The following is a 12,005-nucleotide window of genomic DNA, read 5'->3' on the forward strand; positions in this document are numbered from 1 at the left end:
CTCGACCAGGTGTGGTCGATCGATCCGTTATCGTCGACGGATGATCGATGACGCGACTCCGTCCGGTCCAACCCGCGCTCCGACGAGCACCCGGCGGGCGGTGCTCAACACGATGAAGGGTTCGGCAGGAAACCTCGTCGAGTGGTACGACGTGTACATCTACACGGTCTTCGCAACGTATTTCGAGGCGCAGTTCTTCGACGAGAACGACTCCAACTCCACGGTGTACATCTATGCGATCTTCGCTGTCACCTTCGTCATGCGACCGGTGGGGTCCTGGTTCTTCGGCCGGTTCGCCGACCGTCGTGGCCGCAAGGCGGCCCTGATGCTCAGCATCACCATCATGTCGTCGTGTTCCTTCCTGGTGGCGGTCATGCCGACTCGCGACACCATCGGGTATTGGGCGGCGGTCATTCTGGTCGTCGCCCGGCTCGTGCAGGGATTTGCCACGGGCGGCGAGTACGGCACGTCGGCGACGTACATGTCCGAAGCGGCAACCGCGAATCGGCGTGGCTTCCTGTCGTCGTTCCAGTACGTGACCCTCGTGGGCGGTCACGTCCTCGCGCAGTTCACGCTCCTGATCGCGCTCAGCGTTCTCGATGTCGACGCGTTGCACGATTGGGGATGGCGGATCGGCTTCTTCATCGGCGGCGTCGCCGCCCTCGTCGTGCTGTGGATTCGGCGGTCGATGGACGAGTCGCTCAGCGAGTCGCATCTGAAAGCCATCCGTGCGGGTGAAGACCGGACAGCGGGTTCCTTGACGGCGTTGTTCACCGAACACTGGCGTTCGCTGCTGCTGGTGTTCCTCATCACCGCGGGCGGCACGGTCGCGTTCTACACCTACAGTGTCAACGCGCCGGCGATCGTGAAGTCCACCTTCGGGGACGACCGGGCGCTGACGGCGACGTGGATCAACCTGCTCGGACTGATCCTGCTGTTGCTGCTGCAGCCGGTCGGCGGCCTCGTCAGCGACCGCGTCGGGCGCAAGCCGCTGCTGATTTTCTTCGGTGTGGGTGGGGTTCTCTACACCTACGTCCTGCTCACCTACCTTCCGAAGACCACCTCGGCGCTGGCGGCGTTCACGCTGGTCGCGGTCGGCTACATCATCCTCACCGGGTACACCTCGATCAACGCGATCGTGAAGGCGGAACTGTTCCCCGCCGACATCCGGGCCCTGGGTGTGGGACTGGGCTATGCGCTCGCGAACTCCGTGTTCGGCGGTACGGCGCCGCTCCTGTACCAGGCGTCGAAGTCGGCCGGCCACGTCGGCTGGTTCATCGTCTACGTGACGGTCGTGATCGGGGTCAGCTTGCTGGTCTACATCTTCGGGCTGAAGAACAAGGCGGTCACCGTGCTCGATCGCGAACAGGGGAGCGCGTGGGCAGTACCCGCGTCCTCGGGTCCGCGCTGATCCCCGCGGTTCGGGTGTGCGGGGGATGGGTGCCTGCTGTCTCGATCCGGCGACGAGCCAGGATTCGCGCGGCACGGTCGGTGTCGATGTCTTCGCTCTCGGCGATCGAGTAGACCTCGGCAAGTGTGTCTCCGATGCGTCGGGTGCGTGCTCCGACTGTCTCCTCGCTCCAGCCGAGGACTTCTCGGCCGACCAAGTGAAACGCGCCGCCGGCGTTGGCGACGAAGTCGGGCGCGTACAAGACACCGCGTTGGTGGAGGATCGTTCCCGCCTCGACGTCGGCAAGGATATTGTTCGCGGCTCCGACCACTGCGGAGGCGGGCAGTTCACCGGCGACCGCGCTGTCGATTACCCCGCCCATCGCGCACGGCGCGAAAATGTCGCAGGGCGTGGACCGGACGTCATCGATCTCGACGACATCGTGACCGGCTTGCCGAGCCCAGGCCAACCGCTCGGAGTCGGTATCCGAGACGAGGAGGCGCGCCCCGGCCTGCGACGCGAGGACGGCCAGTCCGCTGCCGACCGCGCCGAGGCCCTGAACGAGCACGGTGAGACCGTCGAGCGTCCCGAGTCCTCGGTGCAGGGCAGTCGCCTTCATCGCCTCGAAGACGCCCAACGACGTGTTTGATGCACTGGAACCTGCACCGCCACGCGCGGTGGAGCGGCCGAAGACGAACTCGGTGGTGTCGTTGAGAAGGTCCATGTCCGAGGAGTTGGTATTGACGTCGGGCCCTGTCCAGTAGTTGCCCCCGAGTTTGTCGATGTTCTCGGCGTGCAGAACAAGGATGCGTTTCCATGTGCCCTGGTCGATCTCATTGCGCGGAGCCGGGAGCGCAATGACCGACTTGCCACCGCCCATCGGCAGGTTGCTGACGGCCATCTTCAACGTCATTGCACCCGCGAGTCGGCCGGCATCGTCGAGCGCCTCACCGAAGGAGGCGTACTGTGCCGCGCGGGTGCCACCGGCGGCAGGTCCGAGTCGGGTCGAGTCCAAGCGAATGATGAAGGACGTCCCGGTTTCCCTGTCATGCCGCGTCACCGTCAGTTCGCCGTCCCAGCACAATGTCTTGTCGAGTCTCATACGGTCATGCCTTTCGAAGATGTTGCTTCGCCCGAAGCGCACAGTCACGATGCTCGACGTCCGGGCCGAAAGCTTCTTGTGAATCAGTGAGGAATCGCCAGATGCTGTTCTGCGAAATCCGCTGCGGTCCAGGCCATTGCGATGGCTCCGTCGAGAACAGCTCTGTCGGCTGCCGGACCGACGCAGGCGGCGGCGAATTCAGGTTGGTGGTTGACCGCGGGGTCACAGTCCAGGCCGAGCATGGGATGAATGGTGGGCACGGCGTGAGAGACGTTACCCATGTCGGTCGCGGCACCCGACATTCCGTCCGGTAGGTCGGGAAAGCTGCGACCGAGGGCTTCTGCATTCGCGCGGTACAGGGCAAGCAGGGTGGCGTCCGGACGCAAATCCGCGTAGTCGGGTCCGCTGGGCGTGATCGACATTGCACATCCGGTGGCCAGTGCCCCGGCCTCGAAGCAGCGTTTCACGCGCGCGGTGAGTGTGGCGAGTGCCTCCGCGGTATCGGAACGGACGATCCAGCGTCCGGCCGCACTGTCCGGGATCACGTTGACGGCGGTGCCGGCATCGGTGACGATGCCCTGAATGCGGTCGGTTCCCCGAGTTTGTTGGCGCAGTTGACCTATCGCCACCTGCGCGATGAGAATCGCGTCGGCGGCATTGACCCCCAGTTCGGGATACGCCCCGGCATGGGCGGGCTTGCCCTTGTACGCAACGTCGAACTGGGAAATGGCGGTGCCGGGCATCGCCGCCATTTCGACGGCGGCGGGGTGGACCATCATCGCCGCGTGCAGACCGTCGAAGGCACCGCGTTCGAGCATGAGGATCTTCCCGCCGCCGCCCTCTTCGGCGGGGGTGCCGAGGAGGGTGACGGTCAACCCCAAGTCGTCGACGAATTCGGCCAGGCCCAGGGCGGCACCGACGCCCGCTGCGGCGATGATGTTGTGGCCGCACGCGTGCCCGATCTCGGGGAGAGCGTCGTACTCGGCGCAGATTCCGACATGCACCGGACCCGATCCGATGGTGGCGCGCACCGCCGTGGGCAGGTCGTAGCAGCCGCGCTGCACGTCGAATCCCCCGCTGCGGAGTTCGTCGGCGACCCACTCGCTGGCTCGATATTCTTCGAATCCCAGTTCAGGGTTCGCGTGGATGCGGTGAGACAATCCCAGGAGTGTCCGTTCGCACCGTCGGATCCTGTTCTCGACGGAAGCCTTCGCTCCGACGGCCGCCGGGGTCATGAGCCTGTGGACGCAGTTGCGGGGGCAGTGTGAATCGATGCGGGCCGGGTTGCGGCGTCGTACGCGGCTCGGGCGCCCGTTGCGCCCATGCCGCTGTCGCCTGCGGGCTCGTAGAGTCTCTCCGAGCCACCGCCCTGCCACTGATTGATCCACGTCACCCCGGCAGGGATGCCGGCGGCTGCGGCGGCGTGGTCGGGGTTGTGCGTGTAGACGGTGGCCCCGAGCGCAAAGCGTGACGAGCCGGCGCGCTCGAGCGCCTCCTCGAACGAGGGGACGACAACGATCGGGGCGAGCGGGCCGAACGTTTCCTCGGTCATCACCAGCATGGAGTCGTCGACGTCGGTGAGCACTGTTGCTGGGTAGAAGAACCCCTTCCGCTTCGGGATCACGCCGCCGATGCGGACGCGAGCGCCACGCTCGACGGCATCGGTGACGTGCCCGTGGACGATGTCGCGTTGGCGTGCATCGACCAACGGCCCCATCACGGTTTCGGCGTCGTGGCCGTCACCGAGGGTGTAGGTGGATGCAATGTCGACCAGGGCGTCGACGAACGCCTCGGCGATGTCCTGGTGGACGTAGATACGTTCCATGGACGTGCAGATCTGTCCGGTGTTGACGAACGCGCCGAAGGCGATCGCGGCAGCGGTTGCGACAGGGTCGACCCCGGAGTCGACGATGACCGGGTCCTTGCCGCCGAGTTCCAGGACCGACCGGCACAATCGCCCACCGGTTCCAGCGCCGATCCGGCGACCGGCCTCGACGGAACCCGTGAAGTGCACCAGCCGGATCTGTCCGTGCTCGACGAGCGGTGCCCCGGCTCGGGCGTCACCGAGGACGAGGTTGACCACGCCTGGAGGCAGCGTCGACAGCTCGAACAGTCGAGCGGTGGACAGTGGTGAGCGTTCGGACGGCTTGACCACGACGGTGTTGCCCGAGGCGAGGAGCGGCCCGAGCGCACCCAGCACCATCGGCACGGGGAAGTTCCACGGGGTGATGACGGCGGTGGCGCCGAGCGGGTGACGCAGGATCGTCGTTCCGCCGCCGTCCGCGGAGGGGAGGGTTTCGACGAAGGGATAGGTCAGAGCCTCTTCGACCGCGGTCCGAAACCCCTGGACACCACCTTCGATGAAGGTTCTGCCGAGGGCGACCGGCTTTCCCATTTCCCGACATTCGAGCTCCGCGAGTTCCTCGGTGTGTTCGGCGATCTCCGCGGCCCACCGTGTCAGGTATTCCACCCGTTCGGCGACCGGCAACTCCGCCCACCCGGGCTGCGCCTCGACTGCTGCCTCGACGGCGCGGTCGACGTCGTCGGCCGATCCTCCGGGGTAGTGTGCGATCACCTCTTCGGTGGCGGGGTTCACCACATCGTGCAGCGACACGCTGTGGGAGTCCACCCATTTTCCACCGATCAAGTTCTGCAAGGTCTTCATGTGAAAGGTACTGCCTTCCCTGTGATTACGAGTTAGCGAATGCGGTCGGCCATGAGCTCGCCGACCATGATCGCCGTCAGGTTGGTGTTGGCCCGCGGGACGGACGGAAATATCGATGCGTCGACCACCCGCAGCCCGTCGGTTCCGAGGACCTGACACGACGGGTCGACCACGGTGTCCGCGCTTCCAGGTGCACCCATTCGGCACGTACTGGTGGCGTGCTGGACATCGCTCACGGTCGCGAGCAAGTAGTCGTCGAGCTCGCTGTCACTGTCGAGCACCGAGAACAGGGCCCTGTTCTCGGTAACGAGCGGCCCATGCGTGATGGCGGCGACCGCCGGGTCGCGGGCGAGTTCGACCAGGTTGCGAATCCCGTCGCGCAAACGGGACAGGTCCCGCTCGTCGGAGAGCATCCGGGTGTGAACCTGGGGTTGATCCGCCGGGTCGGCCGAGGACAGCGTCAACACACCGCGGGAGTACGCCTGGTTCACCCAGACACCGAACGCACCTGCCAGCGCACGCATGTCAGGGTTGGCCATTGCAACGACATTCTGATTCTGCGACACGAACATCATGTCGCCGGTGGGGGCGCCGGGCTCGCTCGTGTAGCGGACGCAGACGTTGGTGTGCCGGTCGTCGGGGCTTTGGATCCCCGCCTCGTCGATCAGCGGGATCGACACCACCGCCATCGGATGGTCTTGCAGACCTCGGCCGACCGGAAGATCTTGGCGCACCTCGATCCCCACCGAGCGCAGATGCCCGGACGGTCCGATTCCGGAGCGCATGAGAATCGCCGGAGAGTGGACCGCGCCGGCGCTGAGTATCACCTCGTCGGCGTGCTCCGTCACAGCGGTGCCGTCGACGATGATCCGGACACCGATCGCGCGGTCTCCGGCGAAGAGCACGTGGTCGACCAGGGCGTTGCCGCGGATGGTCAGGGTCGAGGATTCGCGTGCTGCCTCGAGGTAGGCGTCGTTGACGGATACTCGGCGCCCGGATCGTGAGTTGATCGGGTAGGGCGATACTCCTATCGCGTGGGGCGCATTGACGTCCGGGGCCCAAGCATGCCCGGCGGACAGTGCAGCCCGGCTCAGCGCGGTGTCGACGGATCCCCAATTCTCTTGGGGCATGCGGTAAATCGGAGTCGGTCCACCTCGGCCGTGATAGACCTCGTCGCCGTACTCTTCGTCGTCCTCGAGCTTGGCGAAGTACGGCAGGACGTCGTCAGGTCCCCAACCCGCGCAACCCCAGCTGACCCAATCGTCGAAGTCCTCTACCGGGGGTCGAATCGCGATCTGTCCGTTGATCGAGGAGCTGCCGCCGACCCCTCGACCGCGCCAGTAGGGTGCAGGCTCTTGTTTCTCTGTCCGCGCCGCGTCGAGCCCCGGCCAGACCAGATTTTCGGTCGCCGTCGGGTCGAGCAGTGCTCTGATCGGGTTGGGTGACCGCCACGCGTCGTGCATGTGCGCGGAGCGATAGTCCGGTCCTGCCTCGAGGAGCAGCACCCGCTTGCCTTTTTCGGCGGATCGGACAGCGAGCGCGGCCCCCGCCGAACCTGCACCCACCACGATGACGTCCCAGCCTGTTTCGGTCACAGCAAACCTCCGTAACGAGTTGCGCGAATGAGGTCTCCGGGAGCGCCCGGGTCCTGCCGAGTAGGATTCCGTAGGCGAAGTGTTCAGTCAAGAGTGAATGTTCATTTTAAATTGATCGAATGGAGGTGGCGGTGTCCGACAGCGACAAGAGGGCTTCCCTCATCGAGGACTTCGGTGTGCATATCGGCGGTGCGATGGGCTGGCCCCCCATGGCAGGTCGAGCCGCGGGCGTGCTGATCCTCAGCGAGGCGCCGATGACCATGGCGCAATTGCAGGATGCGCTCGATGCGAGCAAGGGATCGGTGTCGGAGACAACTCGGTTGCTCATGACCACCGGCACCGTCGAACGATTCAAGGAGCCCGGAAGTCGCCAGTTCGTCTACCGTTGGCGCGACGATGCCTGGATCGGATGCTTACAGCACCAACTCGAGCAGACCACCGAACTGCTGGCGCTGGCGGAGAGTGCCCGAACCCGGGGAGAGAACCTCCCGCCCGAACAGCGCGCCCGCTTCCACGCGATGCACGAGTACTACAGCTTCATGGTCAGCCGACTCGAGTCGCTCCTCGCGGAGTACACGGCGGCGTTCAACGCTGCGCAACCCTGACCCGACAGGCAGGCGTCGTCGTCGGCTAGGGGTACGGCGACCGCGCGGCGAGCCCCTGTGCGGCCGCCGCGGCCCGCACGGCGTCGATCACCAGTTGCAGCGGCTGGCGGTGCGCTTCCGTCCCCCGATGGGCGATGGAGATCGTCCGCATGACCGGTTCGGTGAGCGCGACGACGTCCATGCCCGGCGGGCGCAGCGTCAGTCCGAGATCGGAGACGAGGGTGACCCCCAGACCCGCGGACACCATCGCGAGTGCCGTCGCCTGCTCGCCGACCTCATGGTTGATCTTGGGTTCGAATCCGCAACGCTGACAGGCCGAGCGGACCGCGCGGCCGAAATGCGACGTGGGTCCCGCGAGGATCCAGGGATGCTCGGCGAGATCCGCCAACGCCATGGTTCTGGCGGACACCGTGCCCGGTGGCAGCGCTGCGTGCAGTCGCTCCACCGCGATCACCACTCGGGTCAACTCCGGGTCCCACGGCATCGGGTAGTCGGAATAGTTGATCACGAACGAGAAGTCCAGCGAGCCGTCCCGCACTGCCACTGCCGTGTCCTCCGGCGCGAGTTCCTTCGTCCGCACCTCGATGCCGGGATGTTCGGCGGCCAGCAACGACAGCGCACTCGGCAGCAGGCCCGACGCGACGGACGCCCACACACCAACGGTCAAACGGGCGGTGACGCCTTCCTGCGTTTGCTCGAGGGCGGACGTCGCACGGTCCACCGATCGCATGATCTCCTCAGCGTGCTCGGCGAGGAGAAGACCGATCTCGGTGAGCTGTACCCGCCGGCCGCGCCGCTCGAATAGCTTTGCGCCGACGTCGCGTTCGAGCTGGGTGAGCTGTTGCGATACCGCGGACGTGGTGTAGTGCAAGGCCTGCGCGGCGGCTGTCACGGTGCCTCGGCGATGCAACTCCCGAAGCATCCGCAACCGGCGCAGAGACAGCTCCATGCCCCCACCCTATGCATCCGGTCCGAACCGTCCAATCGGACCACGCGTCGCGCTGTGTAGAAAGCGTGAACGCAATCATTCAAAATTCTTAACTGGACGCCTGGTCACCGGGGCGCGCACTCTGACGTCATCGGCCGAATGGCCGAAACGGCGATGATCTTCCGAGGACGATTGGGGTAACTCGAGGTGACGACGACGACGGAATCCGGGTTCGGGCGCACCCCCGAGCACCGTGAGTACGACCACCGTGAGAACACGGCGCCGCAGCGTCGGGTCGACGCGGCGACCGCGCGCAGCGGTGATCCCCTGCTGCGTATGACCTGGTCCGATCCGGTCACCGGAGCGCGAGGCTACCTCGTCGTGCACACGTTGGTGTCCGGCCTGGCCACCGGGGGCACCCGTATGCGGGCAGGCTGCACGATCTCGGAGGTGGAGGACCTGGCCCGCGGTATGGCTGCCAAAACCGCGGTATTCGACCTGCCCGTCGGCGGCGCGAAGGGCGGCATCGACTTCGACCCGAAGGACCCCCGCGCCGTCGGTGTGCTGGAGCGGTTCTGTCAGGCGATGCGCCCGTGGCTGGACGCCCACTGGGTGACCGCAGAGGATCTGGGGGTGCCGCAGCATCTGATCGACGACGTCTTCGCGCGGCTGGGTCTTCAGCAGTCCTACCATGCGGCGATCAGCCGTGCGGAAGATCCGCAGAGGACTCTGCGCCGGGTGCGGGCCGCGTTGAACGCCCCGGTGTCCGGCGGATTTCTGCTCGGCGATGTGATCGGCGGTTACGGAGTCGCGCAGGCCTGCATCGGTACCGTGAATGCCAGTGGATGGGCTCCGGCCGCCACCACGGTGGCAATCCAGGGCATCGGCACCATGGGGGGCGGCGCGGCCTGGTATCTGCACGAGGCCAGTATGCGCGTGGTTGCTGTCGCCGACGCCGTCGGCACGCTGTACTGCCCCGACGGCCTGGACGTTCCCGCGCTGCTCGACCTGCGGAACGGCTACGGCGAGATCGACCGTACTCGCGTCCCCTCGCATGTTCAGCGGTTGCCGAGAGCGGCCGTGATCGCCACTGCGGCAGACATCCTCGTCCCGGCCGCGATCTCCTATGCGATCACGGCGGACAACGTCGACCACGTCGCCGCGAAGGTCGTGATCGAAGCTGCGAATGCCGCGACAACCCCGCAGGCCGAGGCGGTGCTCACCGGCCGGGGCATTCCGGTGGTCCCGGACTTCGTTGCCAATGCCGGAGCAGTCGCCTGGGCCTGGTGGGTGCTGCTCGGTCACGTCGGCGCAGACCCGGAGGACTCGTTCCATCGGCTGCGTACCGAGATGCTGGCCAAGGTCGCGTTGCTGCTCGGCCAATGGATGCTGGACGGCGTGACGCCACGGCACACCGCGTGGGACCTCGCCGCGGCCAACCGCCGCGCGCCGGCACCGGGCGATCCACTGGCAGTGCCGCTCACCATCCCGTGAAGGGTCCGGCGAACGACTCCGCTCTCAGGACAGCAGACCGACCAGCAGGCTGCGCAAGGCATCCTCGAAGAGGTCCCGATCGGTGGGCGCAGGAGTTGCGTCAGCGGAGATCGCCCTGGCCAGGTGCGGATACGTATGGCTGTCGATCGGGGGAAGTGCGGGCTGTGAGGCGAGCTCGGTGCGAGCGAACAACGTCGTGACCCCCGTTGCCATCGCGATCGCTTCAAATTTCGCCCGACCGGAGGCCGTGACTGGTTCGAGTACCTGCAGGCAGTGGTCCAGCCAGGCCAGGGCTTCGGGACCGAATGCGGGCGAGTGCTGCGTGACGTCGACGAGCCAGGAGTGACGCCGATACAGGTGCAACTGTCGACGTGACATCTCGAGCATGGCGTCCAGCCACTGATCATGGCCGGTGGGGTACGGGCGGAGTTCGCGCATGACGTGATCGGTCATCAGCGCGAGAAGTTCGTCACGCGATGCCACGTACCGGTACAGCGACGCTGCACCGGTGCCCAGCGCCGCGGCCACGGCCCGCATGGACAGACCGGCCAAGCCTTCGTGATCCGTGAGTGTTATTGCGGCGGAGGCGATGTCGTCGCGGCTGTGCGCGGGGACCGGGCCTCGTCGGCGTGGCGGTGTCTCCCCAGCAGGGGGTTTCTGTTCGTGGGGTCGATGTGGGTCGTCGCTCACCTCACAATCCTAAACTGCGAACACTGTTTGCTATTGTTGTGCATGCACTCAGGGAGGCATGCGATGCACGAGCGGGTTGAACGAGCGGGCGACGTCGTCCTGCACGCGGTTGGTGACGGCCCCGCTCTGGTGGTCGTTCACGGCGGCGGGGTGACGATCGATTCCTATCGCCGACTGGCGCGCAAACTGTCGGACAGGTTCACCGTGTATCTGTACAACCGACGCGGACGCGCGGATGCGCCGCCCCGTTCGGAGCCCTACGACGTTCAGCAGGACGTCGACGACCTGCGGACGGTGCTCGAACACACCGGCGCAACGGACGTCATCGGCCACAGCAGCGGTGGGTTCATCGCCCTGACCGCGGCCCTGCAACTGCCCATCGCGCGTCTCGCGCTCTACGACGCAGCAGTGTCCGTGAACGGACTTTTCCCCGCACAATGGCTGGACAGCGCCAGGGCAGCGGCCCGGGACGGCGACGTCGCACGCGCGATGGCGATCACCGGGGCCGGCATCAACACCCAGTCGCGGGCGAGCACCCTGCCACTGGGCGTGCAGATCGCTATGAGCCGACTGTTGTTGCGCACTTCCGTCGGGCGCACCATGGGTGCGTTGTTGCCCATGACGTTGGACGAGTCGCAGGCAATCGCACGCGCCGACGGTCCGCCGAGCCGCTGGGCGGGGGTGACTGCGGACGTTCTGTTGCTGAGGGGTGCGGACGGACCGCCCTATTACGAGCAACTCAACGATGCCCTTGCTGCTGCGCTGCCCCACGGCCGTGCGGCAGCGCTCCGCGGGGGCCATGACGGCATCAATCGCGCCTCGGCCCAGCTGATCCGGACGTTCGCGGCCTTCTTCGGGCCTACGGCGTCAAGGTAGCGATCAGTCCGCTGATCCGGGGTTCTTGCGTCGACTCCCGCCGCACCGCTTGCGCACGTGTCGGTGTCGGTCAGAGGTGACCTTCTACGAATTGGGCGATTCCGTTGCCGAAAGACCAGTCATCGCGCGTGTTCTCGACGACCGAGACGATCACATCGGTTGGTGCCACACCGGTCTCGATGTGAAGTCGGTCAGCCAGTGCCCGGTACATCGCCGTCTTCTGGTCCACGCTTCTGCCCTGTTGAGCGATCTGCACGACGACGATGTCGTCGGTCCGCTCGAACCCCAGCCCGGTGTCTTCGGCAATGATCTGGCCCGGCTTGTGTTCGGTGATGAGTGGGTAGCGGTCTCGATCGGGTGCGGCGAAGTGTTCGAGCATCACATCCTGCACCACGTCCGCAAGGCGGCGTAGCTGCTCGGGAGTGCGTTTGTTCTCGATGACGTGGATGTGGACGAGTGGCATGACGTGTTCCTCGAACGTGTGGTGGGTGGGGGCCTGCGCGGGGCGCGGTCCGAGATCCGCGCCCCGCACAGGTGATTGGGGGTCTAGTTGTTCTGGGGGAAGCCGAGGTTGAGGCCGCCGTGGCTGGGGTCGAGCCAGCGGGTGGTGACGACCTTGCCGCGGGTGAAGAAGTGGACGCCTTCGGCGCCGTGGGCGTG

11 protein-coding genes and 1 pseudogene are annotated in these 12,005 nt (G+C 66.2%); 4 read left to right on the plus strand and 8 right to left on the minus strand.

What is annotated here, in order from left to right; translation table 11 throughout:
• The first annotated feature begins 40 nt into the window (after positions 1–40).
• The gene (locus ACFU5V_RS31405; protein WP_378703775.1) at positions 41–1,411 is read left to right on the plus strand and encodes an MFS transporter; all 1,371 of its coding nucleotides are present in this window, start codon (positions 41–43) and stop codon (positions 1,409–1,411) included.
• Here the strand turns inward: ACFU5V_RS31405 and ACFU5V_RS31410 are convergent.
• The 4 genes from ACFU5V_RS31410 to ACFU5V_RS31425 all read right to left on the minus strand — a co-directional run bounded on the left by ACFU5V_RS31410 (position 1,347) and on the right by ACFU5V_RS31425 (position 6,752).
• A complete protein-coding gene (locus tag ACFU5V_RS31410) occupies positions 1,347–2,492 on the minus strand; it encodes a Glu/Leu/Phe/Val dehydrogenase dimerization domain-containing protein (protein ID WP_378703776.1) in 1,146 nt (381 codons plus the stop codon). The two genes, ACFU5V_RS31405 and ACFU5V_RS31410, sit on opposite strands and share 65 nt — an antisense overlap.
• Before the next feature lie 83 nt (positions 2,493–2,575).
• Positions 2,576–3,727 carry a M20 family metallopeptidase gene (locus ACFU5V_RS31415; RefSeq protein WP_378703778.1) on the minus strand — a complete coding sequence of 384 codons (1,152 nt, stop codon included), beginning with the start codon at positions 3,725–3,727 and terminating at the stop codon, positions 2,576–2,578.
• Entirely contained in the window at positions 3,724–5,157 is a 1,434-nt protein-coding gene (locus tag ACFU5V_RS31420) for an aldehyde dehydrogenase family protein (RefSeq protein ID WP_378703779.1), read from the minus strand. The genes ACFU5V_RS31415 and ACFU5V_RS31420 overlap by 4 nt, the downstream gene beginning before the upstream one ends.
• Before the next feature lie 32 nt (positions 5,158–5,189).
• Positions 5,190–6,752 (minus strand): GMC family oxidoreductase, encoded by a 1,563-nt coding sequence (locus tag ACFU5V_RS31425; RefSeq protein WP_378703781.1) that lies wholly within the window; start codon positions 6,750–6,752, stop codon positions 5,190–5,192.
• 131 nt (positions 6,753–6,883) lie between these two features.
• Here ACFU5V_RS31425 and ACFU5V_RS31430 point away from each other — a divergent pair, with 131 nt between their 5' ends.
• Positions 6,884–7,357 carry a GbsR/MarR family transcriptional regulator gene (locus tag ACFU5V_RS31430; RefSeq protein WP_378703783.1) on the plus strand — a complete coding sequence of 158 codons (474 nt, stop codon included), beginning with the start codon at positions 6,884–6,886 and terminating at the stop codon, positions 7,355–7,357.
• Between the two features lie 25 nt (positions 7,358–7,382).
• Here the strand turns inward: ACFU5V_RS31430 and ACFU5V_RS31435 are convergent, their stop codons facing one another.
• Positions 7,383–8,306, minus strand: coding sequence for a LysR family transcriptional regulator (locus tag ACFU5V_RS31435; RefSeq protein WP_072946813.1), 924 nt, complete (start codon positions 8,304–8,306; stop codon positions 7,383–7,385).
• A gap of 186 nt (positions 8,307–8,492) precedes the next feature.
• Between ACFU5V_RS31435 and ACFU5V_RS31440 the strand changes: the two genes are divergently transcribed.
• On the plus strand, positions 8,493–9,779 hold the full coding sequence (locus ACFU5V_RS31440) for a Glu/Leu/Phe/Val dehydrogenase dimerization domain-containing protein (protein WP_378703785.1): 1,287 nt from the start codon (positions 8,493–8,495) through the stop codon (positions 9,777–9,779).
• Positions 9,780–9,803: 24 nt separating this feature from the next.
• Here ACFU5V_RS31440 and ACFU5V_RS31445 read toward each other — a convergent pair whose 3' ends face one another.
• Positions 9,804–10,469 (minus strand): TetR/AcrR family transcriptional regulator, encoded by a 666-nt coding sequence (locus ACFU5V_RS31445; protein ID WP_378703787.1) that lies wholly within the window; start codon positions 10,467–10,469, stop codon positions 9,804–9,806.
• A gap of 63 nt (positions 10,470–10,532) precedes the next feature.
• Here ACFU5V_RS31445 and ACFU5V_RS31450 point away from each other — a divergent pair, with 63 nt between their 5' ends.
• Positions 10,533–11,345 carry an alpha/beta fold hydrolase gene (locus ACFU5V_RS31450; RefSeq protein ID WP_378703789.1) on the plus strand — a complete coding sequence of 271 codons (813 nt, stop codon included), beginning with the start codon at positions 10,533–10,535 and terminating at the stop codon, positions 11,343–11,345.
• A 70-nt stretch (positions 11,346–11,415) separates the two neighbouring features.
• On the opposite strand, the gene ACFU5V_RS31455 is transcribed toward ACFU5V_RS31450, so the two are convergent.
• Both ACFU5V_RS31455 and ACFU5V_RS31460 read right to left on the minus strand, forming a co-directional pair.
• Positions 11,416–11,808, minus strand: a complete 393-nt coding sequence (locus ACFU5V_RS31455) for a tautomerase family protein (RefSeq protein WP_378703790.1) — start codon at positions 11,806–11,808, stop codon at positions 11,416–11,418.
• Positions 11,809–11,891: 83 nt separating this feature from the next.
• Positions 11,892–12,005: pseudogene (locus tag ACFU5V_RS31460) on the minus strand (methylmalonate-semialdehyde dehydrogenase); the annotation flags it as partial.

Source organism: Rhodococcus sp. NPDC057529, assembly GCF_042802055.1.
Lineage (GTDB): Bacteria > Actinomycetota > Actinomycetes > Mycobacteriales > Mycobacteriaceae > Rhodococcus_F.